Raw genomic sequence first — 25,207 nt, 5'->3', positions numbered from 1 at the left:
CGCGTCCGCCGAGGCCAGGTCGAACGATCTCCCTCCGCTGGCGAGCGGTGGGAGAAGCCCTGGTCAGAGCCTGTTTTCGCCCGTTGTGTTCCCGTGGTCCGCCGGTGTCCGGGATGGTGGGGTCGGACATGCTCGCACCTGCCGGGCCGAGATGACCCGAGCGGCGGGGCAAGAGTCCGCGATCGGAGGAATAGCCCCGAAACACATTTTCGGAGCGTAAGGGTCAAAGCGGGCAATCTTCCCAACCTTTGGGGGTAGCGTAGCCCGACCCGGTGAATCTTGGGCTTGCTCTCTGTTGCCTTGGGTGCCTCGGGTGAGGGCGGGCGTACCTTCGGTTGGCGCACGAGGTGCGTGGTGCGAGCGGGCCGCGCCGACGCGGCCCCCTCCACCGTCCTGGGGAGGCGAGTGGCGGCATGTCTGCTGGGACGACGAGATCCGAACCCGAGGGCGTCGAGGATTCGGCCAGCGCCGCGCTGCTGCGGCTGAGCCGGTTCCTGACCCGGTCCGACACCTCTCCCGACCTCAGGGCCGTCCACCGCCGGGGCGGCCGGTCGGGCGAGGACTTCTCCCGTGACCGGTGGCAGCACGACAAGGTCGTGCCCTCCACCCACGGCGTCAACTGCACCGGCTCGTGCCGGTGGAAGGTGTACGTCAAGGACGGCATCATCACCTGGGAGACCCAGGACACCGACTACCCCTCGGTGGGTCCCGACCGCCCCGAGTACGAACCGCGCGGTTGTCCGAGGGGCGCGGCCTTCTCCTGGTACTCCTACTCCCCGCTCCGCGTCCGCTACCCCTACGCGCGCGGCGTCCTGGTCGAGATGTACCGCGCGGCGCGGCGGGAGCACGGGGACCCGGTCCGCGCCTGGAAGTCCATTGTGGACGATCCACTGAAGCGGGTGGCCTACCACAGGGCGAGGGGGAGGGGCGGCCTGGTCCGCGTCGGGTGGGACGAGGCGGTGGAGATGGTCGCCGCCGCGCACGTGCACACGATCGCCGAGCACGGACCCGACCGGATCGCCGGGTTCTCGCCCATCCCGGCCATGTCGATGGTCTCCCACGCCGTGGGCTCCCGGTTCATGGCCCTGCTGGGCGCGCCGATGCTGTCGTTCTACGACTGGTACGCCGACCTGCCCGTGGCCTCGCCGCAGGTCTTCGGCGACCAGACCGACGTCCCCGAGTCCGCGGACTGGTGGGACGCCGCGTACCTGCTCATGTGGGGCTCGAACGTCCCCGTCACCCGCACGCCCGACGCCCACTTCATGACCGAGGCCCGCTACCGGGGACAGAAGGTCGTGGTCGTCTCCCCGGACTTCGCCGACAACACCCGCTTCGCCGACGAGTGGATGGCGCCCCACCCCGGAACCGACGCCACCCTGGCGTTGGCCATGGGCCACGTGGTGCTCAAGGAGTTCTTCGTGGACGCCTGGACGCCGGCGTTCACCGACTACGTCAGCCGCTTCACCGACCTGCCGTTCCTCGTCTCCCTCGTGGAACGGGACGGGCGACTGGTGCCGGGCAAGTTCGTGATGGCATCGGACCTCGGCAGGACCGAGGAGCACGCGGAGTGGAAACCCGTGCTGCTCGACGACGCCACCGGCGAACCCGTGGTGCCCAACGGTTCCCTCGGCTTCCGGTGGTCCACGGAGCCCGGTCGGTGGAACCTCGACCTGGCCGGGATCGAACCCACGTTGTCCCTGCACGGCCGGTCGGACGCGGAGGCGGTCGAGGTGGGGCTGCCCCGCTTCGACCGCCCGGACGGGGTCGGCGAGGTGCTCTCCCGCGGAGTGCCGGCGATCCGGGTCGGACCGGACGGCCGGCTGGCCACCACGGTCTTCGACCTGCTGCTCGCGCAGTACGGGGTGGGGCGACCCGGCCTGCCCGGCGACTGGCCGGCCGGCGACGACGACGCCTCCCAGCCCGCGACGCCCGCGTGGCAGGAGACGATCACCGGCGTGCCCGCCGCCCAGGTCGTGCGGGTCGCCCGCGAGTTCGCCGACACCGCGATCCGGTCGAACGGCCGCTGCATGATCATCATGGGGTCCGGGGCCAACCACTGGTTCCACGCCGACCTGATCTACCGCTCCTTCCTGGCGTTGCTGCACCTCACGGGCTGCCAGGGGCGCAACGGCGGCGGATGGGCGCACTACGTGGGCCAGGAGAAGGTGCGACCGCTGACCGGGTGGCAGTCGCTGGCCGGCGCGCTCGACTGGTGCCGCCCGCCCCGCCAGATGATCGGCACCGCCTACTGGTACACCCACACCGACCAGTGGCGGTACGACGCGCTCGGCGCCGACGTGCTCTCGTGGCCGCTGGCGGGCGGCCAGCTCGCCGGCGCGACCGTGGCCGACCTGCTGGCCCGCTCCGCGCGCATGGGCTGGATGCCCTCCTACCCCACCTTCGACCGCAACCCCCTCGACCTCGTGGCCGAGGCCGACGCCGAGGGGCGCGACCCGGTCGCGCACGTGGTCGAGGAACTCAGGGCGGGTCGGCTCGGTTTCGCCTGCGACGACCCGGACTCGCCGAGGAACTGGCCCCGCGTGCTCACGGTGTGGCGGGCCAACCTGCTGGGCTCCTCGGCGAAGGGCAACGAGTACTTCCTGCGGCACCTGCTCGGCGCGGACACCGAGGTGCGCGCGAAGGAGACGCCGCCGTCGCGCCGGCCGGAGACGGTGCGCTGGCGGGAGGAGGCCCCGCAGGGCAAGCTCGACCTCCTGCTGGCGCTGGACTTCCGGATGACCAGCACCACCCTGTTCGCCGACGTGGTCCTGCCCGCCGCGACCTGGTACGAGAAGCACGACCTGTCCAGCACGGACATGCACCCCTTCGTGCACTCGTTCAACGCGGCGGTCGACCCGCCGTGGCAGTGCCGCACCGACTTCGCGATCTTCCACGCGATCGCCGAGTGCTTCAGCCGCCTGGCCGCCACCCACCTCGGGGTGCGGCGCGACCTGGTGGTGACCGCACTCCAGCACGACACCCCCGGCGAGATCGCGCAGCCCGGAGGGTCCACACGCGACTGGCGCGCCGGCGAGTGCGCTCCGCTGCCCGGCCGGACCATGCCCGTGCTCACCGTGGTCGAGCGGGACTACCCGGCCCTGGCCGCCCAGCTCGCCGCGCTGGGGCCGTTGCTGGACAAGATGGGCACGACCACGAAGGGCGTCACGGTCGACGTGTCGCGGGAGCTGGCCTGGCTGGGGGAGTCGAACGGGACGTTCACCGCCGGGCCGACGGCGGGCCGCCCCCGGATCGACACCGACCGCCGGTTCGCCGACGCGATCCTCGCGTTGTCCGGCACGACCAACGGCCGCATCGCCCACGAGGGGTTCCGCGCCCTCCAGGAGCGTGTCGGCCGCCCGCTGACCCAGTTGTCCTCCCCCTCGGAGCACCACAGGGTCACCTTCGCCGACACCCGGTCCCGGCCGGCGAGCGTGGTGACGAGCTACGAATGGTCCGGCGACGAGTCGGGCGGCCGACGGTACGCGCCGTTCACCATCAACGTCGAGCAGCTCAAACCCTGGCACACGTTGACCGGTCGGCAGCACTTCTTCCTCGACCACGACTGGATGGCCGAACTCGGCGAACAACTCCCGGTGTACCGGCCGCCGCTGGACCTGCATCGCCTCTACGACGAGCCCCCACTGGGACCGGACGGGCAGCGCCAGGTGGTGGTCCGCTACCTGACACCGCACTCGAAGTGGTCGATCCACTCGGAGTACCAGGACAACCCGCTGATGCTCACCCTGTCCCGGGGCGGGCCGACGTTCTGGATGAGCCCGGCCGACGCCGAGGCGATCGGCGTGCGGGACAACGACTGGGTGGAGGCGGTCAACCGCAACGGGGTCGTCGTCGCGCGGGCGATCGTGTCGCACCGGATGCCCACCGGAACCGTTTTCATGTACCACGCGCAGGAGCGCACGGTGAACGTGCCGAGGAGCGAGACCACCGGCCGGCGCGGCGGCATCCACAACTCCCTGACCAGGTTGCAGATCAAGCCCACCCACCTCGTCGGCGGCTACGCGCAGTTGTGCTTTGGCTTCAACTACCTGGGACCCACCGGGAACCAGCGCGACGAGGTCACCGTGATCCGCCGCCGTTCGCAGGAGGTGACCTACTGATGCGGGTCATGGCGCAACTGGCGATGGTGATGAACCTCGACAAGTGCATCGGCTGCCACACCTGCTCGGTCACGTGCAAGCAGACGTGGACCAACCGGGAGGGCACCGAGTACGTCTGGTTCAACAACGTGGAGACCCGCCCGGGCCAGGGGTACCCCCGGCGGTACGAGGACCAGGAGCGCTGGCGCGGCGGCTGGGAGCTGACCAGACGGGGCCGCCTGCGGCTCCGGGGCGGGAGCCGGCTGCGGCGCCTCGGCCGGTTGTTCGCCAACCCGGACCTGCCGGAGCTGACCGACTACTACGAGCCGTGGACCTACGACTACCGCACGCTCACCACCGCGCCGCTCGGCGACGACAGCCCGGTCGCCCGCCCGATCTCCGCGATCACCGGGGCGCCCACGAGCGTGCGGAGCGGACCCAACTGGGACGACAGCCTGGGCGGTGGGCCGGAGAACCTGGCCGCAGACCCCGTCGTGGCCAGGCTGCGGGACGAGCTGGGCACGGCGGTGCGCTTCGAGTTCGAGCAGGCGTTCATGTTCTACCTGCCCCGGATCTGCGAGCACTGCCTCAATCCGTCCTGTGTGGCCAGTTGCCCCTCGGGCGCGATGTACAAGCGGGTGGAGGACGGCATCGTGCTGGTCGACCAGGACCGGTGCCGGGGCTGGCGGATGTGCGTCAGCGGCTGCCCGTACAAGAAGGTCTACTTCAACCACCGCACGGGCAAGGCCGAGAAGTGCACCTTCTGCTATCCCCGCATGGAGGTGGGGCAGCCGACCGTGTGCGCCGAGACCTGCGTCGGCCGGCTGCGCTACATCGGGGTGATGCTCTACGACGTCGACCGCGTGACCAGGGCGGCGAGCACACCGGACGAGAAGGACCTCTACCCGGCCCAGCTCGACGTCTTCCTCGACCCGGACGACCCCGAGGTCGCCGCCGCGGCCGAACGCGACGGCGTCCCCCACGAGTGGGTCGAGGCCGCCCGGCGCTCCCCGGTCCGCGACCTCATCTGCACCTACCGCCTCGCGCTCCCGCTGCACCCGGAGTACCGGACCATGCCCATGGTCTGGTACGTCCCGCCGCTGTCACCGGTGGTCGACGCCCTGGCCAGGACCGGCTTCGACGGCGAGGACACCGGGAACCTGTTCGGCGCCATCGAATCCCTGCGCATTCCCGTGGAGTACCTGGCGGAGCTGTTCACCGCCGGCGACCCCGAACCGGTGCGCGCCTCGCTGCGTCGCCTCGCCGCCATGCGCTCCTTCATGCGGTCGGTCAACCTCGGCGAGGTGCCCGACGGCGCCGCCGCGAGCCAGGTGGGGCTGACCGAGGACCAGCTCCGCGCCATGTACCGCCTGCTCGCGCTCGCCAGGTACGAGGAGCGGTACGTGATCCCCACGGCGGGCGTGGGGCAGGCCCACGACCTGGAGGCCGTGGCGACCAGGTGCAGCCTCGACACCGACGGCGGGCCGGGGATGGGCGGCGGTGACAGCGCGCGGGGCGGCCCGGTGGAGCTGTTCGTCTGGAACCCGCACAGCAGGCCGGACGGCCTCTTCCCCGGGAGCCGGCCGCGATGAGCTGGTGGGGACGCCGGGCCGAGGAGCGGAGCCGGCACCAGGTGTCCGTGGTGCGCCAGGCGGCCGCGTGGTGCCTGCACTACCCGGATTCCCTGCTGGTGGAACGGATTCCGCTCCTGCGGTCCGCCCTGTCCGAACTGGACCCGTCGGAGCCGGTCTCGGCGCTGCTCGGCGTCGTCGAACACCTCGCGAGCACGCCGCAGGCGGACGCCGCGCGCCATTACGTCGAGGTCTTCGACAGCCGGCCCCGGCTCTGCCTGTACCTGACCTGGTACACCGACGGCGACACCCGACGACGCGGGGGCTCGCTCTCCGAGTTCAAGCAGCTCTACCGCGAGCACGGGTTCGTGCCGAGCGGCGGAGAGCTGCCGGACTACCTCCCGATGCTGTTGGAGTTCACCGCGACCGGCGGCCCGCCGGCGCGTCAGGCGGGCGAGGCGATGTTGGCCCGCTACCGGCCCGCGATGGAACTCCTCGCCGACAACCTCGCGCGGTGCGGCACACCGTACGTCCACTGTGTCCGCGCCGTTGTGGGGACGACGCCGCCGACAGGCGCTGGCGGACGTGACGCCAGCCCCGCGCCACCCTCCGAACTCGTCGGCCTCGACCTGCCCGGCTTCGGCCGGCCGGGGAGCGCGCCGCACCCGCCGGAAGGCTCGCGATGATCAGCACTGTCGACCTGATGCTCTGGCTCGTGTTGCCCTACGTGACGATCGCCGTCCTGGTGGGCGGCACGGTGTGGCGCTTCCGCCACGACCGCTTCGGGCTGAGCACCCGCAGCTCGCAACTCCACGAGTCCCGCGTGTTGCGGGTGGCCAGCCCCCTGTTCCACTTCGGACTGCTGTTCGTCGTCGGCGGGCACGTCTTCGGGCTGCTCGTGCCGAAGTCCGTGACCCGGCTCCTCGGCCTGGGCCAGGAGGCCTACCACGTGCTCGCGCTGGTCATGGGCACGGTGGCCGGGCTCGCCGCCGTCGGCGGGCTCGCCGCCCTGATCTGGCGCAGGTGGGGGACACCGGCGGTCCGCGCCGCGACCACGCGCAACGACCGGCTCACCTACCTCCTGCTCGTGGTGGTGCTCCTGGCCGGGATGGCCACCACCGACCTCACCAACGGCGTGTTGGGGGAGTACGACTACCGGGAGACGGTCTCGCCGTGGTTCCGGGGCATCCTCCTGCTCCACCCCGACCCCACCCTGATGGCCTCGGTCCCGTTGACCTACAAGGTGCACGTGCTCGCGGGGATGGTGTTGTTCTGCCTGTGGCCGTTCAGCCGGCTCATCCATGCCTTCACCGCGCCGGTGCACTACCTGTTCCGGCCCTACGTCGTCTACCGGAGCCGGGGAGAGGGGCTGGGGACGCGGGAGCCCCGCCGCGGCAGGTACGTGCCGTGAGCCGGCAGGGCGTCCGTCCCCGCGCGCCCCTGCGCGACCGGCTGGACTCGCGGCCGAACCGGGCCGCCTACTCCGCGGTGAACTCCTTCGTCTCGTTGGCGCTCATCGGGACCGCCGCCCTCGCCTCCGGCGAGCCGCTGTTGTTCCCCTCACTCGGCCCCACGGCGTTCCTGCTGTTCGCCTCGCCCCTCGCTCCGGCGGCCTGCCCCCGCAACACGATCCTCGGGCACCTCGTCGGCGTCCTGGCCGGAGCGTTCGCGCTCCTGGTCACCGGCCTGCACGACCAGCCGCCCGACCTGAACCACGTCACCGCGGCCCGCATGGCCGCCGCCGCGATCGCGTTGGGCCTCACCTGCGGCCTCATGCCGCTGGTGGACCGGTCCCACCCTCCGGCGGGGGCCACGACGTTGATCGTCGCGTTGGGACTGCTGCGCACCCCGGAGCAGCTCATCATGGTGATGGTCGGCGTCATCCTGATCACCGCGCAGGGCGTCGCCATCAACCGGCTCGCCGGGATCGCCTACCCGCTGTGGAGCCCGACGAGGGCTCCGTGAGCGGGACGGTCGCGGGTGGGAGGCGGTCGGCACACGGAGGGGCTACCTCACGTCACACCTACTATCGCCTCCTGGCAGGGGTAGGCCGCGCCGGAACGGGTAGGCCGGAGGTATGCGCGCCCTGACCGTGGACCCCCGGCAGGCCGGGTCGCTGCGGGTGTCCGAGACGGCCGAACCGGAGCCCGCACCCGGCGACCTGCTGGTCAGGGGGCTGGCCATCGGGGTCTGCGGCACCGACAAGGAGATCGTCCACGGCGAGTACGGCTGGCCCCCGCCGGGCCGGCCGCGCCTCGTGCTCGGGCACGAGTCGCTGGGGCGCGTCGAGCGGGCTCCCGCCGGCAGTGGGTTCGCGCCCGGCGACCTGGTGGTCGGCGTGGTGCGCCGTCCTGATCCGGAGCCGTGCGGGGCGTGCGCGCACGGCGAGTTCGACATGTGCCGCAACGGCCGGTACACCGAGCGCGGCATCAAGGAGATCGACGGCTACGGCAGCGAGCTGTGGTGCGTGGAACCCGACTACGCCGTGACGCTCGACCCGGGGCTGGAGCGCGTCGGCATGCTGATGGAGCCGACCACCGTGGTCGCGAAGGCGTGGGACCAGGTGTGGCGGGTGGGGGAGCGCGCCTGGTTCGAGCCGCGCCGGGCGCTGGTGACGGGCGCGGGCCCGATCGGCCTGCTGGCGGCGCTGCTCGGCACGCAGCGCGGTCTGGACGTGCACGTGCTCGACCGCGTCACCGAGGGGCCGAAGCCGCGTCTGGTCGCGGACCTGGGCGCGACCTACCACCACGAGCCGATCGACGTCGTGGGGCCGAGGCTCCGACCGGACGTGGTCATCGAGGCGACCGGGGCCGGCAGCGTCGTGTTCGGGGCCATCGAGTACACCGCGCCGTACGGCATCGTGTGCCTCACCGGGGTGTCGCCCGCTGGGCGCATGTTGCCCGTCGACGCGGGCGCGCTCAACCGGGAACTGGTGCTGGAGAACGACGTCGTGATCGGCTCGGTGAACGCGAACCTGCGGCACTACCGGATGGCCGCCGAGGCGCTCGCCCGCGCCGACCTCGGGTGGCTGGACCGGCTGATCACGCGCCGCGTGCGGTTGGACCGGTTCGCCGAGGCGTTCGAGGGCAGGCCCGACGACGTCAAGGTGGTCATTACCCTCGATGGGGAATGAGTGTCGGGACGCTTCTTCTTGTCCTTGTCCACTGTGGACTGTCGGTCCGTGGCCCGGGATGTCAGAAGATCCCCTGACCTGGCGCGAGGACGCGATGCGGGTCGTACCGGTCCTTGGCCGCGACGAAACCCGGCCAGGCCGCCCCGAAATGCCGTGCCCAGTCGTCCCGGTCGAACGGCACCGACGCGACCGGGTACCGCGTGCCGCCAGCGGCGCGGACCCGTTCGTACAGGGCTCGGTTGGAGCGCAGCATCGCGACGAGCGCCGTCGGATCGTCGAGCGGAGCGGTGCGCAGGATCGCGAAGAGGAAGACCACGGGTTCGTCCGGCATCCGGACCAGGGGCGTCGACATGCGCCGGCGCGACGTCGGGTAAAGGAGGATCACCCCACTCGGGCCGAGATCCTCCACGGAGAGCCCTGACAGGACCTCCTCGACCACATCGTCCACTGTGGAATCCGGAAGGAACGCGTTCCACCACGGGTGCGGGTGGAACCACTCGCCCGTGGATCGCAGGTACTCCTCTCCCGGCGCCATCCGGTCGAGGAAGTCGAGGTAGGCAACGTCCTCGATCTCCAGCGTCGCCTGGTCATGGGCGAGGTCGCCCACCAGGTCCGAGTCCCGGGGGAGGTCGTCCTCCGACAGGAAGGCCACCGCTTCAAGCATCGGACGCCAGCCGCCCTCGCCCGCCTTCACCTGGCCTTCGAGATAGGGGAAACGCCCGTCGGCCAGCAGACGGCGTTGGTCCCGGGTGAGGCTCCGGACCGTCGGGTGGAAGAGCTTGTAGCAGCGCGCCCTGTCTGGTGCGGGAACCAGGCGGAGCCTGGCCCTGGTGATCACCCCGCACTGCCCGAGCCCGCCGAGAACCGCGTGGAACAGCGAGCTTTCCCTGCTGGCGGAACACGTTCGGAGCGCTCCGTCTCCGGTCACGACGTCGAGTTCGAGGACGTTGTCGGTCTGCATGCCGTGCTGGTGCGCGGCTCCGCCGATCCCGCCGACGGACAGCGTGCCGCCGACGGAGAGCCCGAGATAGTCGGTGAGCACCGGGGGAGTCAGCCCGTGGGGCAGCGTCGCCTCCACTACCGAGCGCCATGAGGCTCCCGCGTCCACGTCCACGAAACCTGGCCCCACGTCGCGAATCGCGTCGAGGGTGCTCATGTCGATGACGACGCCGCCCTCGACCTGGGCCTGACCCGCCGTGGAGTGTCCTCGTCCCCGTGCCGCGACGGGCAATCCCCGCTGGGCCGCGAACGTGACGAGCGCGGCGACGTCCTCCGCCGACTCCGGTCGGAGCGCCGCGTCGGGCATCCGGCGCACGACATGTCCGAAGTCTTTCGCGACGGCCGACCGGATCTCCACGTCACACGTCAGCCGGCCCCGCGCGGGCGGCGCGTCGCTCATCCACTCCGGGGCCGCCGGCCTGTCTGGCTCTGCCACGCCACCTCCCGTGGTGGGCCGACTTTCCTTTCCATCCAACCGGTTTCGGGTCCTGACCGCCAGGCCCCACGCACACCTTCGGGTGGGCATCGAGATCTCCGGGAGCGAGATCCCCTCGCCGTCTCGGATACTGCCGTTGATCCAAGGCGCGACCAGTGGTTTGGGGACAGGGGCTTCGCGGTTCGGTGACCAAGGGAGGAGACAGGCGATGCGGCGTGCACAGGAACTCGGGGACCGACGCGGGTCGCTGGGACGCGGGTGGCGACGTCGTCGTGGGGTGGCACTGATGGCGATGGCTCTCACGACACTGTCGACCGTCACGGTCGCACTGCCCACCCAGGCGTGGAGCGCGCCACCTCCGTCGACCTCCTCATCGTCTGAATCGTCTGATCCGTTGGACGCCTACCTGGACAGCGTCCGCCACGACCCGCGGCGCCTGGCCGCCTTCGCCAGGGAGCTACCCAAGGGCGGGGACCTGCACCACCACCTGCTCGGCGCCGTGCGGACGGAGAGCCTGATCAGATGGGCGGCCGAGGACAACCGGTGCCTGACCGACGAGGACCTGCCGGCGGCGACCGTGAGTTTCGTTCCCTGTCCCGACGGCACGAGACCCGCGACCCACGCCCTCCCACCCGACGAGCACGCCGACGGCGACCAGGAGTTCCGGCACAGGGTCCTCGCGTCGTGGTCGATGGAGGGGTTCGACTTCGCCACAAAAGACCTCCAGGAGGGCCACGACCACTTCTTCGGGGCCTTCGGCCGGTTCGCCGAGGTCAACCACGCGCCGGACGGCACGGCCCACCGGCACGACGCGGACATGCTCGCCGAGGTCGCGCGGACCGCGGCCGAGGAGAACGTCGGCTACCTCGAAACCCTGCTGTCAGCGGGGGAGAAGGAGCTGGACGCGCTGCTCGGGCGGTTGGGCGACCAGTTGCCAGAGCCCACGGACGAGGACGCGTTCGGCCGCTTCCACGCCACGCTCACCGGGAACGACGAGTTCTGGCGGGTCGTCGAGGTCGCCGAGCACACGCTGAACAGCGCGTACGACGGCTACCGGGAGAAGCTGGGCTGTTCCGACCAACCCCGGTCGGCGGCCTGCGCCGTGGAGATCCGGTTCGGGTACGAGGTGAGCCGCAACCGCCCGAACAAGCGGGTCCTCGCCGAACAGATCCTCGGCTTCTGGCTCGCCGAACGCGGGCGCTCCCACGTCGTCACGCTCAACCTCGTCGAGCCGGAGGACCACGAGAACGCCCGACGGCACTACCTCCTCCACATGGACATGCTGAGGTACCTCCGGGACAACGGGTTCGCCGACGTTCCGCTCACGCTCCACGCCGGTGAGCTGGCGCCGGGTCTGCGGGGCGTCGAGCGGGAGGACCTCGCCTTCCACATCGACGCGGCCGTGCGGCGGGCCGGGGCCCAGCGGATCGGGCACGGCACCGACCTCGCCTGGGAGCCGGCGGACCTCCCCGCTCTCCTCCGCGACCGTCAGGTCCTGGTCGAGATCCCCCTGACCAGCAACGCCCAGATCCTGCGGGTGGCGGGCGAGGCCCACCCGATCCGGCGGTACCTGGCCGAGGGGGTGCCGATCGCCCTGGCCACCGACGATGCCGGCGTGTCCCGGGGGAGCCTCTCCCGGGAGTTCCAACGGGCGGTCGAGGAGCACCCGGGAATCACCGCACGGGACCTGAAGAACGCCATCCGGGCCTCCGTCGAGTTCGCCTTCGTCGAAGGGCGGAGCGTCTGGCAGCGCCGAGGGAACTACACGCGGTTCGTCGAGGCGTGCGCCGACGACAGACCAGGAGACCGCGACCTGAGCCAGGGTTGCCGGACCTTCCTGCGCGGCAACGCCAAGGCGCGCCTCCAGTGGAACCTCGAACGCGAGCTGCACACCTTCACCGCACGCTACGCCCACGCCGCCAGGCCCTAGGTGTGCTGTCCGCAAAGCTGGTGTGGCTGATCTGTTTGATCCCGAGGCGTCGGATGTGGGCACGAGGTGGCTGACGAGCAGTGGCAGGCGATCGAGTCGCCTCCTCTGGTAGAGGACTCGGAACGGTCCCCTGTTCACCGCGGGACCACCGGCGTCCCTCCCCGAGGCGGCGGGGAGGGACGCCAGGTCCTCACCGGAGGGGGAGGCGGCCCAGACCGGCGACGGCGCGGCTGCTGATGGCCTCCTGCTGGCTGATCGGGTGGTCGGGTCGCCAGGCGGCGGTGAAGACCACGCCGGGCGGCACGAGGTCGTAGCCGTCGAACAGGGCCTCGACCTGCTCCGGGGTGCGCAGGTGCAGCGGGTGCGTGCTCCTCCGGTACAGCTCGATGGCCTGGTCGACCGCCCCCGGCCAGAACTCGGGGGTGAGGCTGTGGGCCAGCGCCAGGAAGCTGCCGGGAGCGCAGGCCGACCGGTAGGTCCCGATGATCGCGCCGGGGTCGTCGGCGTCCGGCACGAACGGCAGCACCTGGAGCATCAGCACCGCGACCGGTTGGTCGAAGTCCAGCAGCCGTCGGGTGTCCGGATGGGACAACACGGTGTCCGTGTCCTGGATGTCCGCCTGGACGATCGCCGCGTTGTCGTTGTCCCGCAACAGCTTCCGGGAGTGGGCGACGGCCACCGGCTCGTGGTCGACGTAGACGACACGGCAATCCGGGTTCACGTCCTGCGCGATCTCGTGCACGTTGCCGACCGTCGGGATGCCGGAGCCGAGGTCGAGGAACTGCACGACACCGGCCTCCCGCACGAGATACCGCACCACACGGCGCAGGAAGGCCCGGTTCTGGAGGGCGAAGTCCCGCGTCTCGGGCAGGATCGCCAACACGTCGGCCGCGGCCTTGCGGTCGACGGCGAAGTTGTGCACACCGCCGAGGTAGTAGTCGTACATGCGGGCCGGGTTGGGCCGACTGAGGTCGACCCCGTTCTCCGTGGCCGACACCAGTGACATGTCCCGTTCCTCGTCGTGGTCGCGCACGTCGCGTGCTCCCTCCCTCACTGTGAGATCACACAAGACGCTATCCGACTCCTTCACCGGGACGCGCGGGGCGATGGGCAGGGCCGCTGTCCACTGTGGCGGTTGACGACGCGGTGGATCGCCGACCCTGCCAACTGGATGAGCGCGTTGTCGGGTGAATGGCGGAGGAGAAGCGGCCGAAACGCCCCTGCCGTCAGGAGAACTCCGACACCGAGAAGTGGGCGCCGGGTCCGATGGGAGCACCGTCACGACCGGTCGGAGGACGACACGCTGTCGGTCCCCACGAGACGACGGAACCCGCCCAGGAGCAGAACTCCCAGCGCCGAGGCCAGGATCTGGGAGGCGGCGACCGCCGCGGCGATCCACCCTCCGCCGTACGCCGTGAACCACCCGGCGACCGCCGCGCCCACCGCCGCCCCGCTGAGCCGGAGCCCGGCAGCCAGCGCGAAGACCTGGACGTGCGCCTCCTCGGGCGACCGCCGCTCCCGGTTGGTCAACAACGCGATCAGCAACGGCCCGTAGGACAGCCCGGACACGCCGAACAGGACGATCCCGGCCACGAGCCCGGAGGACGGGCCCACGAGGACCAGCGGGAGGCCGACACCGGCGAGGAACACCACGACCCGGAGTTCTGGGAGCGCGTCGCCCACGGGATACCTGCCGTAGACCAGTGACCCGAGCAACGCGCCGACCGCGAAGGCGGACACCAGGAGCCCCGCGAGCGACGCGGAACCGTGGCTCTGGGCCACCAGCGCGGCGACCACGGGGAGCGCTCCGATGCCGGTCTCGCCCAGTGTCGTCGCCAGGGTCACCGCCCTGAGCTTCCGATCCGACCAGAGGGCGGACGCCCCGCTGGACATGACGAGGCGGATCGCGACGAGCAGCGGCTCGTCGTCGCGGTGCCGGTCGCGTATCGGCAGGCCGAGGACCAGCACACCCGCGACGACCGCGCACAGCCCGAGCACGACGGTGGCCACGCGCGCGCCGGCGAGACCGCCGAGAACCCCGGTGAGCGCGGGTCCGCCGATCTGGCTGTTGCGATCCTCACCGGCCCTGGAGGGCCGGTGCTGCACGCCGAGCGGGCCCTAGTCCTGCACCTGCGGCCCGAGTTGCGATCCTCACCGGCCCTGGAGGGCCGGTGCTGCCCTGCCTGTCCAGCAGGGACCGGGTTCTCCATGCGGTGAACACCGGGGCTGAGTGTAGTGGTCACGAGGAAACGCCGACGAAGAGCTTCGGAACCTCCTGGCGTGTCGGCCAGCACTGGAGGTTCCGAAGCTCCAAGCCCTCCAGACCACCGCGGCAAGTCGGAACGGTCCCCGTGGCCCGACAGCATGGAACGCCGCCGTCTCCACGAAGGAACCCCAGGAGGAGACCCGGACCGAGGTGGACCCGAACCTGCCGACGGTCCGCATCATCCAGGAGTTCGACCCCCCGCCGGCGCGGGTGCACCGGGCGTGGACGGACCCGGAGCTGGTCGCCCGCTGGCTGGAGCCGACCGGCGGCAACTTCCGCTACTCGAACTGGGAGGGAGGGGAGAAGATCGCGGCGTTCTACGGCTCCTTCCGCGAGCTGCGACCCGACCAGCGCATCATCCACACCATGACCTGCGAGGGCACGCGCGACAGCGTCCTCCTGGCGACCGTCACGTTCGACGACCTCAGTGACTGGGGCCCGCGACACGATGATCTCCAGCGGGGTGGGGCCGGGCACGGTGGAGGGCTACGCGCGACTGGACGCCCTGCTCGCCGAGGTCGGAAGGGCGCCCTGCCCGCCCCAGTGTCGACCGTCTCCGGTCGCCACCGGGGCGGACGCGCGACCGACGGACAGGCCGGCGGGAAATCGGGGAGCATCCGCTCCGCGTGCTGGCTATCCTGCGGTAAAGCGTTGACGGAGACGAGTAGCCCAGGATCACGCGAGTAGGAGAGAGCCGCCGGGAGCTGGGAAGGCGGCCTCGCGCCCTGTCGGTGAAGACCCTCCCGAGCGCGGGGAGGAACGGCGGCCACAAGCCGGTGGCGCGCCCCATGCCCCGCCGGTTCGCCCCCGTGACCGGGCGCCAACGAGGCCGCCACCCGGCTTTCCGCCGGTGGCGGCGCAAGTGCGGTGGCACCGCGAGCCCCCTTCTCGCCCGCACTCCCAAGGGATCATCGATGTCCGACGGGAGTAGAGATGATCTCTCGTACCCTGGCCGCCGACCTGCCTCAACACGTCGGCGAGACCGTTCGCCTCGCCGGCTGGGTCCACCGGCGCCGACGGCTGAAGTCCGTGACGTTCCTGGTCGTGCGCGACCGGTCCGGTCTGGCGCAGGTCGTCCTGCCACCGGGAGAGACGCAGGCGGGGCCGGACCTGACGGAGGAGACCGTCGTCGAGGTCGTCGGCCTCGTGACCGACAACCCGAGCGCCCCGGGAGGCGCGGAGATCACCCGGCCGGTGGTCTCGGTCCTGTCCGGGCCGGTGGTCGCGCCCCCGTTCGACCTGTACCGCCCCACGGTCTCCGCGACGCTGCCCACGATCCTGGACCACGCGCCCGTGGCGTTGCGCCACCCGCGCCTCAGGGCGCGGTTCGCGGTCGCGGCGGCCAGCGTCGCCGGGTTCCGGTCCGCGCTGGACGCGCGCGGCTTCACCGAGGTCCACACCCCCAAGCTCGTCGGGACGGCCACCGAGTCCGGCGCGACCGTGTTCGGCGTCGACTACTTCGGGCGCCGCGCCTACCTGGCGCAGTCCCCGCAGATGTTCAAACAGGCCCTGGTCGGCGTGTTCGAGCGGGTCTATGAGGTCGGGCCGGTCTTCAGGGCCGAGCCGCACGACACCACCCGGCACCTCGCGCAGTACACCAGCCTGGACGCCGAGCTGGGCTTCGTCGCGGACCACCACGACGTCATGGCCGTGCTGCGGGACGTGGTGGCGGGCATGGTCGACGCGGTCGCCCAACGGGCCGCCCCGGCCGTCGAGCTGCTCGACGCCGCGCTCCCGTCCGTCCCGGCCGAGATCCCCGAGATCCACTTCACCGAGGCGCAGGAGCTGCTGGCCCGGCACATGCCCGACGACCCCCGGGGCGAACCCGACCTTGCTCCGGCGCACGAACGCTGGTTGTCCGGGTGGGCGCTGCGCACGCACGGGTCGGAGTTCCTGTTCGTTACCGGGTACCCGATGGCCAAACGCCCCTTCTACACCCATCCGGACCCGGCGCGGCCCGGGTACTCGAACAGCTTCGACCTGCTCTTCCGCGGGCTGGAACTGGTGACGGGAGGGCAACGGCTGCACCGGCACTCCGACTACCTCGCCGCGCTGGCCGCACGCGGGGAGAACCCGGAGCCTTACCAGTCCTATTTGGACGTCTTCGCCCACGGGATGCCCCCACACGGCGGCTTCGCCATCGGTCTGGAGCGCTGGACGGCCCGCCTGCTCGGTGTGGACAACATCCGCGAGGTGACGCTCTTCCCCAGGGACCTCCACCGGCTTGACCCCTGAGCGCGTCGGCGTCGTGCGCGAGGTTGGTTCGATGACAGCGACCGAAGTGGTGTCGGAGGTTTCACTTGAGCTTCAACAACTTCGCGCGGAAGGTGCGCGATCCCTCGCTGCCCTATGGGCGTCGCGTGTCGGCGCTCGGCTCGTGCGTGCAGCTCTACCGGCCGATCGGTTTCCACGCCACGTTCAGCTTCCTCCGGGAGCGGGCCGGACAGATCCGACAGGACGAACGCGCTCTCCTCAGGGCACTGGAAATGGTCGAGGCGAGCCGGGCGCTGTGGCACGCCGAGATCGCCCGGTACGCCGCCGCTCGGCGGGCGGCCAAACGGCAGGGGAGGCGCCGTCCGCACCTCAGCGATCACCCCTACCGCCCGACCCGGTGGTACGGCGCCGCTCGGGAGGCCGCGGTGCACGCGCTCCGGTTCTGGCTCCGGCACCGGGTGCCGGCACTTCTCGTTCCTGATGACGAGGACGCCAGGGAACTGGACCAGTGCGTCCGCGAGGTGCTCGCCTGCGACGGCCTTCTCACCTCCGCACAGCGGCGACAGCTCACGGTCCGTGTCGACACGCTCCGGCGGCGACTACTCCCCGCCGACGCCCACAGCTTGATCCGGGATGCCAACACCCGAGATCTGCTGACCGTGGCACGCCTCATCGACATGGTGATCCACGCGGACGCGGACGAGGGACGTTGACTCCCGACGTCTGACCTCCCCGCGCCGGCACAAGGAGCCGCCGGCGAGGTCGACGCCGACCGCCTACGACGTCACCCCGGCGATGGTGGCACCACCCTGACCAGCGCGCTCGCCAGACGACGACTGGGGAGCAGCGATCTCCGGCTCGTCGTGGTCAACGCACTCGCCGTGAGCGCGTTCGGCGTCGGCGCGATGGTGGAGGGACCCCGTGCGGCCAAGGGAAATCCTTGTCCGCACAGGGAAACACCGTCTACACGACCTCAGACTCCACCCGACGTCGTGGACGCGGGGCCGCCCGCGTCACGGAACCGATCAGCGGTAGCCGGTCACGTCGGCGGGCTTGCCCGCGTCCTGGACCTCGACCACGTAACGCCAGCAGTCCGGCTGGCTGCCGTCGACGTCGGTGAACCCGTACACCTTCGCGAGCTGGCCGCTGGACAACGACTGGCCGTTCCACCGGTGCACGTCCGGGTCGGCGGCCAGGGCCGCGACCGCCCGCCCGGTGTACGCGGGAGTCTCGGAGATGGCGAAGTGCGGCTCCTTCTCCAGCGCGTCGCGCCAGTTCTCCTCGGTGACCCCGTAGTGGTCCAGCATGATCTCCGAGCGCATCCAGCCCGGGGTCAGCGACACCGCCGTCGCCCCGTGCTCGGCCAGCTCCTTCCCCTGGGCGAAGGCCATCCGGTTCACCGAGACCTTCGCGAGGTCGTAGTAGAACGAGACCCGGTAGTTCTCCGCGTTGTACTCCGCCGTGCCGTCGGTCATCTCGACCACCAGACCACCCGGGTTTCGCAGCAGCAGCGGGAGGGCGTGGTGGCTGGTGATGATGTGGGTGTCGATGGCCAGCCGGAGGATGTGCAGGCCCGTGTCCAGGGGGTGCTCCCAGAGCTTCTGGTCCCAACTGAACAGCAGCTCGCCACCCCAGATGTTGTTGACCAAGACGTCCAGTCGGCCCTGTTCCCGGTCGATCCGCTCCACCAGCGCGCGGACCTGCTCGGGGTCCAGGTGGTCCACCTGGACCGCGATCCCCCGCCCTCCCGCGGCGGTGACCAGCTCCGCGGTCTCCTCGATGGTCTCCGGGCGGTCCATCTCCGAGCGCTGCTCCCGGGTGCTGCGCCCGGTCACGTAGACCGTCGCCCCCGCCGCGCCCAACTCCCGCGCGATGCCGCGCCCCGCGCCCCGGGTCGCCCCCGCGACCAGTGCCACCTTCTCGTCCAGCGGTTTGCTCATCCAGCCATCAGACCAGACTCCACCGACAGATCGGGTCCTCGCGGGGAGATCCGACCCGACCGAGGCCACACCGCCCCGCGGGGATCGGGCGGACCCGCCGGGGTCAGGCGGACCGGCCGGGGGAGACCGGGCAGACCAGGTCGCCGTCGGGTGCGGGCGCCGTGGCCGCGATGATCGAGTCCAGCACGTCGCGCGCCGCCAGCAGCTCCGCGACGGCGTCGTTGAGCCGCTCCCGCTCGCGGTGGAGGTCGGGGAGCATCCCGGAACACGCCGGCGTGAGCAGCTCCCCGTCCTCGACCATGCACGGCAGCAGTTCGGCGATCGTGGCCGTGTTCAGGCCGGCGGCGAGCATGAGGCGGATGGCCCGCACCGTGGTCACGTCCCCCTCGCCGTACTCGCGGTACCCACTCGGCCGCCGGACCGGGCTGAGCAGCCCCTGCTCCTCGTAGTAGCGCAGTGACCGCACGCTGACGCCGGTCCGTCGCGACAGCTCCCCGATCCGCATGTGACTCCCGCCATGTCGGATTGACTCTCACGCCAATGTCAGAGTCCAACCTCACCCGTGTGACAACTCCGAACCCCGCGGCTCAGGACCGCATTCCCGTGACCGTCGTCGGCCTCGGCCCGATGGGCGCCGCGCTGGCCGACGCGCTCCTCGCCCACGGCCACCCCACCACCGTCTGGAACCGGTCTCCGCACCGCGCCGAACCCCTGGTCACCAGGGGTGCACGCCGGGCGGACACCATCACCGAGGCCGTGGCGGCCAGCCCGCTGGTCGTCGTCTGCCTGAAGGACTACGAGGCCATGTACGCGGTTCTCGACCCCGCCGCCGACGCTTTGTCGGGTCGACTCGTGGTCAACCACAGCTCGGGAACCCCGGAGGAGGCGAGGGCGGCGGCGTCCTGGGCCGACGGGCACAGCGTCGGCTACCTGGACGGTGCGATCATGGTCCCGGTCCCCGCCGTGGGCCGCCCCGACGCCGTGTTGCTCTACAGTGGACCCGAGCCGCTGTTCACGGCCCACCGGGCGGCGCTGGAGAGCCTCGGCGGAGCCACCTACCTCGGCGCGGACCCGAGCCTGGCGGTGCTGTACAACACCGCGTTGCTCGGGATGATGTACGCCTCCCTCAACGGTTTCCTGCACGCCGCGGCCCTGGTCGGCACGGCGGGGGTCAGCGTGGAGTCCTTCGCCGGGATCGCGCTCGACTGGTTCCTGCCCTCCGTCATCGGAACGATCCTCCGCTCCGAGGTCCCGCAGATCGACGCGCGGACCTACCCGGGCGACGCGGGTTCCATGGAGATGAACCTGACCGCGCTGGACCACATCGTGCGCACCAGCGCGGAGCAGGGCGTCGACGTCGACTTTCCCGCTGCGCTGAGGACGCTCGCCGAACGGGCGATCGCGGAGGGATACGCGGCGAACAACTACTCGGTCATGATCGAGGTGTTCCGGAAACAGCGTGCTGCTGTGTCATGACCACGATGCCCGCCCGTGACCTCGTCAGACGGGTGTGGCAGGCGGACGGGGCCGGCGTGCGGAACGACCGGCCCCGACCCTGCCGCCGCACGATGTGAGAAAGCGTTGTGGTGACGGAAAAACAGCCGCCTTTATCGAGCTGATCTCACGCCGACCGCGATGTTGCGCAGGGTCAGGGGAGCGGCTCCGGTTCGAGCGCGGCGCGGCGGTCGTAGTCCTCGCGCGCGGCCATGATCGCGTCGGCGTGCGCCGTCGACCATTCCCCGATGACGCTGGCCAGGTGGCTGGCCTCCTGACCGAGCGCGGTCAGTCCGTACTCCACGCGAGGTGGCACCGTGGGATAGACCGTGCGGCTCACCAGGCCATCCCGCTCCAACATGCGCAGCGTCTGCGTCAGCATCTTCTGCGTGATGCCGGGAAGGCTGCGGCGAAGCTGGTTGAACCGCATCGGGCCGCCGTGCTGACGCAGCATGCCCAGGACGTACATCACCCACCGGTTGGCCAGCACCTCGATGACCGTGCGTGACGGGCAGTCTTCCGGAGGGATCGTCCAGACGACGCGGGGCTCGTCCCTGACAGTACCCATGGGGAACCTACCTATCGCGAAGGTGCCTACTCCACATCGGATACTACGTAATCGCCGATCTTCGCACCCTCTGCTCGTACCGTCCCGGCACCGCTCATCCCGGAACCCCGGTTCCGACTAGCGGAACGCCACGACAAGCGAGGATCTTCTCGGCGCCTCAGTCGAGGTCAACAGGGACGGGGCCGGGGCGTGGGGAGCGGGGCGGGCCGCTCCCATCGCCCGGGAGCACGCCGTGGCGGTCGAGCTTCTGCCACCGCATCCGCACCCCGGCCAACGCGGTGGTGATCGACTGGAGGAGCACCGCGTACATGAGCTGCCGGTAGACGACCTGTTGCAGGGGAAGCAGCCACAGCAGCCGCAGCCGCTCACGGTCCAGCCGGAAGGCGTACACCGCGCCGAGGAGCTGGACCAGCAGCACGCCCGACCAGCCCAGCACGGTCTCCCACGGCCGGTGGAACAGCAGCCCGTACACCAGGAAGATGTCGACGAGCGGCGCGAGGAGCGGCAGAAGCACCTGGAACACCGCCAGGTGCGGCAGGCCGATCCGCCCGAACCGGCCGGACGCGCCGCGCTCGAACACCGCCCTCCGGTGCTTCCAGATCGACTGCATCGTGCCGTAGCTCCACCGGTACCGCTGACGCCAGAGCTGGCCCCAGGTCGTGGGCGCCTCGGTCCACGCCCGCGCCCCGTCCTCGTAGACGATGCGCCAGCCGCGCCGGCCGACCGCGATCGTCAGGTCCGTGTCCTCGGCCAGGGTGTCGTCGCTGACGCCCCCGACCTGCTCCAGCGCCTCCCTGCGGAACGCCCCGACCGCGCCCGGCACCGTGGGCATGCACCCGAGGGTGTCGTAGACCCGGCGGTCGATGTTGAACCCCATCACGTACTCGATGCACTGCCACCGGCCGATCAGCCGGCGCTGGTTGGCGACCTTCGCGTTGCCCGAGACCGCCCCCACGGCCGGGTCGGCGAACGGCTGCGCTAGCAGGCGCAGCGCGCTGGGTTCCACGATCGTGTCACCGTCCACCAGCACGACGATGTCGTGCCGGGCGTGCGCGATCCCGGTGTTGAGCGCCGCCGGCTTGCCCTGGTTCGGCTGCCGCACGACCGTGACGCCCGGCAGGCCGAGCGCGGACACGATCTCCCCGGTGCCGTCGGTCGACCCGTCGTCCACCACGACCACCTCGGCCGGGTGGTCGCTGGCGGCCAACGCCCGCACCACCTCGGCGATGTTCTCCCGCTCGTTGTAGGCGGGGACCACGACCGAGACCGGCCGGGTGACCGGCGGTCCCCAGCTCCACCCGGGGTCCCGCCGCCGCCGGTGGTGCCGGCGCGCGAGCAGGATCATCAGCAGCAGGCGCGCGATCATCAGCACGCCGGTCGCCAGCAGCAGCCAGGCCATGGCCCCGACCAGGGTCGTGGCCACGCCCACCGCCGCGACCACCACGAGCCCCCTGATCCGGTCCGACACCTGCGCCGGCTGGTTGGCCGGGGGCAGGCCGAGCGCGTCGGAGACGGTGGTGATCCGGTAGCCCCTGTCCTTGAGCCGCGGGATCAGCCTGTCCAGCGCGGCCACGGTCTGGGCGCGGTCGCCGCCGGCGTCGTGCAGCAGCACCACCGCGCCCCGGTCCCGTTCCGGCGTCGCGTGCCGCACGATCGTCTCCGCGTCCTGCGTCGCCCAGTCGCGGCTGTCCACGTCGCTGAGCACGGTGACGAACCCGAGCGCGCCGGCGGCCCGCACGGTCCGCATGCCCAGGTCGTCCAGTGAGCTGGGGCCAGAGGCGTAGGGCGGGCGCATCAGGTAGGTGGTGATCCCGGCGGCCCCGGCGAGCGCGAGCTGGCTGGCCGACAGCTCCTCCCGCAGGCGCGTGTCGGAGCTGGTGCGCAGGTCGGGGTGGGTGAAGGTGTGGACGCCCAGTTCCGACCCGCTGTCGCCGATGTCGCGCGCCAGCCCGGGGTGCCGGGTGACCAGCGAGCCGACCACCATGAACGTCCCCCGCACGCCGTGCCGGCGCAGGACGTCCAGCACCTGGGGTGTCCACTGTGGATCGGGACCGTCGTCGAAGGTCAGCGCCACCGTGCGCGGCGGCGGCGTGAACGAGCGCACCGGGTCGCGCCGGCCGTCGAGGACCGGCCCGCCCTCCAACACCGACGCGGGCACCTGGTCGTGGCCGCCCAGCGGCTGGCGGTGCGCGTCCACACCGATCTCGGAGTGCACCAGGCCGTTGCCGACGAGCAGGCAGGCCAGGAACAGCAGGCCGATCACCGCCACGAACCAGCCCGGCCGACGCGGGACGACGAGCCGCCGGGGGACGGCTCGCGGCGGAGGCGTCCCGTCCCGCCGGCGCCGCCGGCTCATTGCGGGATCCTCGGCATCCTCGGCGGCAGGACGAAGGGCGGCACGAACGGCGGCAGCGGCCGGGACGCGACGGGCGGGCGCGGTCGCGGGTCCGTCGGGCGTGCCGGCAAGGCGGTTGACGTCCCCGTCGCGGGCGCGGTGGGAGCCCCGGTGGTTGACGGAGGGTTACCGCTCGTGCCGGGCAGGGAGGGAGGGGCCGGCGCGGCCGAGGGGCGTGCTGGCCGGGCCGGTGGGGCGGGCCGAGGTGGGGGGAGGACGGAGGCGGTCGGAGCGGGCGGGGCGCCGGTCGTCGACGCCGGGGGCGCCGGCGGAGCCGGGTTCGCGGGCGGAGGCTGGACAGGTGGCCGGGCAGGGGGCCGGGCAGGGGGAACCGGACCCGGCGACGCGGGAGCCGGGCGCGCGGGTTGCGCGGGCCGCGGCGGGGAGGGCGCCGAGGGCGGTGGGAGCGCTGACGGCGGCGGCACCGGCGCCGCCGGTGGCGGATTCACCTGATGCGGGGATGGGTTCGGGGGTTGACTCGGCATGGCTGGCGCGTCCGCCGTGACCGGCGGTGGCAGGGCGGAGGCGGTGTCCCGATCCGTCGGCGCGGCGCGGCCCGTCTCGCCCACGGGCGACGGCCGCAGCAGCACGCGCAGCGCCTCCACCCGCGCCGGTGAGCGGGCCTGCCGAGGCGGAACCACCACCGTGTTGACGGACGGCCGGGTGGCGCGGTGTGGCAGGTTCTCGGGACGGCCCAGCTCCTCGCCTCCGGGCGGGGTGGCATCGTCCACAATGGACTGACCGCCGCCGTCGTCCCCGTCGTCCGCTCCGTCCGTTCCCTCGACCCCCTCTGTCCCCTCTGCCCCCTCTGTTCCCTCTGTCCCCTCTGTGTCCTCGGGGTCCTCGGGGAGGAACGGCCCCATCTCGACCGGCGCGTTCGCGCTCCTCGGCAGCCCGACAGGGGGACCGGACAGCGTGCCGACCAGACTGATCGCCACCGCGGTCAGGAACGACAGGCACAGCCCGGAGGCGAGTGAGGCCACCCTGGTCAGCCGGCGTTGCCGGCGTCCGCTGTCGTCGACGAACACGGGCCCGCCGGACCCGCCGTTGATCTCGTTGGCCATGGTTCTCAGCCCCCGATCGCCCCGCCCCCGCGCCGGGTCAGCCGCCGCCGTCCCGCTGCGCGTGGGCGAGAATCCTCGTGAACTCGTAGGGGGACTGCTCGATCCCGCTACAGTCCGACGCGGCGTCGGCCCTGCCGGGACAGCGACCGTTGTCCCTGGCCAGCGACCAGAAGCCGAGGTGCCCCACGCCGTGCTGGTCGGCGAAGGCCCGCAGCCGCCGCGCGTCGTCGGCCGTGGTGACCGTGCCGTCGTCGTTGCGGCCGATCATCGGGGTCAGCCCCAGTCGCTGGTGTACCCACTCCGGAGCCCGATCCGGCCAGATCCGGTGCAACTGGTCCACCACCCGGCGCGCCGAGGCCAGCATCGCGTCACCCTGCGCGGCGTCACCCTGCGCGGCGTCGCGGCCGAAGTTCATGACCATGGCGTTGACCGAGACCTCCAGCCCGCGTCCCGCCGCGTCGGCCAGGAGGGACAACGCCCGCGGTTCGAGCCCGTCCCGGGTGGCCGGCAGGGTGTAGGTGACGGTGGTGCCGCGCTCCCGGCGCAGCAGGCCGAGCGCCTGGTTCACGCGCTCCGCCGGCACGTCCTCCTCGATGTCCACGTCGAGCCGGTTGGTCCCCACCGCGTCGAGGGCCTGCCGGTAGGTGGCCGCCAGGTCCTCGGGCGTGGCGCAGTGGTGCTCCAGATACGGGCCGTTCGCGCCGCCCGTCGCCACGGTGACCGAGCCACCGCGCGCGGTCAGCGCGTCGATCTCGTGCAGCAGGCCGGGGTCGCGCAGCGGCAGTCCGCCGTCCCAGACCACCGAGCACCGGTGGCCGTCGGCGCGCACGAACGCCAGCGTGAAGTCGCGTTGGCCGGTGGCGTCCAGGACCTCCAGCAGGTTGGGCCGCGAGGAGGTGACCTCGACGTAGGGGGCGAAGCGGGCGCGCGGCCGTTGCTCGGCTGGTGGGTCCCCGCCCCGCTCGCAGTTCGCGGTCACCCCGCCGAGCAGGAGGAGCACGGCGAGGCGGGACAGTCCACCCCGGACGTGCCGCGCGCGGCGCTCGCGGCTCGGTCGGGTGTGGCGTTGTCTCATCGCGCGTCCCCCGTGCTCGATTCCC

General features: G+C 71.8%; 19 protein-coding genes. 11 read left to right on the top strand and 8 right to left on the bottom strand.

Annotated elements, in window-relative coordinates:
- The first annotated feature begins 413 nt into the window (after positions 1-413).
- From LX15_RS09570 to LX15_RS09545, 6 genes are all read left to right on the top strand, one after another.
- Positions 414-4,118: a nitrate reductase subunit alpha gene (locus LX15_RS09570; protein ID WP_253669160.1), complete on the top strand. Its 3,705-nt coding sequence runs from the start codon at positions 414-416 to the stop codon at positions 4,116-4,118.
- Positions 4,118-5,689, top strand: coding sequence for a nitrate reductase subunit beta (gene narH / locus LX15_RS09565; protein ID WP_253669159.1), 1,572 nt, complete (start codon positions 4,118-4,120; stop codon positions 5,687-5,689). Before LX15_RS09570 ends, narH begins: the two co-directional genes overlap by 1 nt.
- The gene (gene narJ, locus LX15_RS09560) at positions 5,686-6,354 is read left to right on the top strand and encodes a nitrate reductase molybdenum cofactor assembly chaperone (protein WP_253669158.1); all 669 of its coding nucleotides are present in this window, start codon (positions 5,686-5,688) and stop codon (positions 6,352-6,354) included. The genes narH and narJ overlap by 4 nt, the downstream gene beginning before the upstream one ends.
- Entirely contained in the window at positions 6,351-7,079 is a 729-nt protein-coding gene (gene narI, locus LX15_RS09555; RefSeq protein ID WP_253669157.1) for a respiratory nitrate reductase subunit gamma, read from the top strand. Before narJ ends, narI begins: the two co-directional genes overlap by 4 nt.
- On the top strand, positions 7,076-7,633 hold the full coding sequence (locus LX15_RS09550; protein ID WP_253669156.1) for an HPP family protein: 558 nt from the start codon (positions 7,076-7,078) through the stop codon (positions 7,631-7,633). Before narI ends, LX15_RS09550 begins: the two co-directional genes overlap by 4 nt.
- 112 nt (positions 7,634-7,745) lie before the next feature.
- A complete protein-coding gene (locus LX15_RS09545) occupies positions 7,746-8,801 on the top strand; it encodes a glucose 1-dehydrogenase (protein ID WP_253669155.1) in 1,056 nt (351 codons plus the stop codon).
- A 61-nt stretch (positions 8,802-8,862) separates the two neighbouring features.
- Here LX15_RS09545 and LX15_RS09540 read toward each other — a convergent pair whose 3' ends face one another.
- The gene (locus LX15_RS09540; RefSeq protein WP_253669154.1) at positions 8,863-10,236 is read right to left on the bottom strand and encodes an FAD-binding protein; all 1,374 of its coding nucleotides are present in this window, start codon (positions 10,234-10,236) and stop codon (positions 8,863-8,865) included.
- Between the two features lie 394 nt (positions 10,237-10,630).
- Here LX15_RS09540 and LX15_RS09535 point away from each other — a divergent pair, with 394 nt between their 5' ends.
- Positions 10,631-12,166 carry an amidohydrolase family protein gene (locus LX15_RS09535; RefSeq protein ID WP_253669153.1) on the top strand — a complete coding sequence of 512 codons (1,536 nt, stop codon included), beginning with the start codon at positions 10,631-10,633 and terminating at the stop codon, positions 12,164-12,166.
- 190 nt (positions 12,167-12,356) lie between these two features.
- On the opposite strand, the gene LX15_RS09530 is transcribed toward LX15_RS09535, so the two are convergent.
- Both LX15_RS09530 and LX15_RS09525 read right to left on the bottom strand, forming a co-directional pair.
- Complete coding sequence (locus tag LX15_RS09530) at positions 12,357-13,172, bottom strand: SAM-dependent methyltransferase (protein ID WP_301304326.1); 816 nt, start codon at positions 13,170-13,172, stop codon at positions 12,357-12,359.
- A gap of 272 nt (positions 13,173-13,444) precedes the next feature.
- Positions 13,445-14,272 carry an MFS transporter gene (locus tag LX15_RS09525; RefSeq protein WP_253669151.1) on the bottom strand — a complete coding sequence of 276 codons (828 nt, stop codon included), beginning with the start codon at positions 14,270-14,272 and terminating at the stop codon, positions 13,445-13,447.
- A gap of 310 nt (positions 14,273-14,582) precedes the next feature.
- On the opposite strand from LX15_RS09525, the gene LX15_RS09520 reads away from it, so the two are divergent.
- From LX15_RS09520 to LX15_RS09510, 3 genes are all read left to right on the top strand, one after another.
- Positions 14,583-15,119: an SRPBCC domain-containing protein gene (locus tag LX15_RS09520; protein ID WP_308213438.1), complete on the top strand. Its 537-nt coding sequence runs from the start codon at positions 14,583-14,585 to the stop codon at positions 15,117-15,119.
- Positions 15,120-15,365: 246 nt separating this feature from the next.
- Positions 15,366-16,667: an aspartate--tRNA(Asn) ligase gene (aspS, locus tag LX15_RS09515; protein ID WP_253669150.1), complete on the top strand. Its 1,302-nt coding sequence runs from the start codon at positions 15,366-15,368 to the stop codon at positions 16,665-16,667.
- A 65-nt stretch (positions 16,668-16,732) separates the two neighbouring features.
- Positions 16,733-17,359, top strand: a complete 627-nt coding sequence (locus tag LX15_RS09510) for a hypothetical protein (protein WP_253669149.1) — start codon at positions 16,733-16,735, stop codon at positions 17,357-17,359.
- 312 nt (positions 17,360-17,671) lie between these two features.
- Here LX15_RS09510 and LX15_RS09505 read toward each other — a convergent pair whose 3' ends face one another.
- Both LX15_RS09505 and LX15_RS09500 read right to left on the bottom strand, forming a co-directional pair.
- Positions 17,672-18,586, bottom strand: coding sequence for an SDR family oxidoreductase (locus LX15_RS09505; RefSeq protein ID WP_253669148.1), 915 nt, complete (start codon positions 18,584-18,586; stop codon positions 17,672-17,674).
- Between the two features lie 103 nt (positions 18,587-18,689).
- A complete protein-coding gene (locus tag LX15_RS09500) occupies positions 18,690-19,091 on the bottom strand; it encodes a MerR family transcriptional regulator (RefSeq protein WP_253669147.1) in 402 nt (133 codons plus the stop codon).
- A 98-nt stretch (positions 19,092-19,189) separates the two neighbouring features.
- Between LX15_RS09500 and LX15_RS09495 the strand changes: the two genes are divergently transcribed.
- Positions 19,190-20,062 carry an NAD(P)-dependent oxidoreductase gene (locus tag LX15_RS09495; protein WP_253669146.1) on the top strand — a complete coding sequence of 291 codons (873 nt, stop codon included), beginning with the start codon at positions 19,190-19,192 and terminating at the stop codon, positions 20,060-20,062.
- Positions 20,063-20,234: 172 nt separating this feature from the next.
- On the opposite strand, the gene LX15_RS09490 is transcribed toward LX15_RS09495, so the two are convergent.
- From LX15_RS09490 to LX15_RS09480, 3 genes are all read right to left on the bottom strand, one after another.
- Positions 20,235-20,648, bottom strand: coding sequence for a winged helix-turn-helix transcriptional regulator (locus LX15_RS09490; RefSeq protein ID WP_301304299.1), 414 nt, complete (start codon positions 20,646-20,648; stop codon positions 20,235-20,237).
- A 157-nt stretch (positions 20,649-20,805) separates the two neighbouring features.
- Complete coding sequence (locus tag LX15_RS09485; protein ID WP_253669145.1) at positions 20,806-23,004, bottom strand: bifunctional polysaccharide deacetylase/glycosyltransferase family 2 protein; 2,199 nt, start codon at positions 23,002-23,004, stop codon at positions 20,806-20,808.
- Positions 23,005-24,144: 1,140 nt separating this feature from the next.
- A complete protein-coding gene (locus LX15_RS09480) occupies positions 24,145-25,182 on the bottom strand; it encodes a chitinase (protein WP_253669144.1) in 1,038 nt (345 codons plus the stop codon).
- Positions 25,183-25,207 lie beyond the last annotated feature (25 nt).

The sequence above is a fragment of the Streptoalloteichus tenebrarius genome, assembly GCF_024171885.1.
In the GTDB taxonomy this organism is placed as follows: Bacteria; Actinomycetota; Actinomycetes; order Mycobacteriales; family Pseudonocardiaceae; genus Streptoalloteichus; species Streptoalloteichus tenebrarius.
This window is presented reverse-complemented; position numbering and strand designations above follow the sequence as displayed.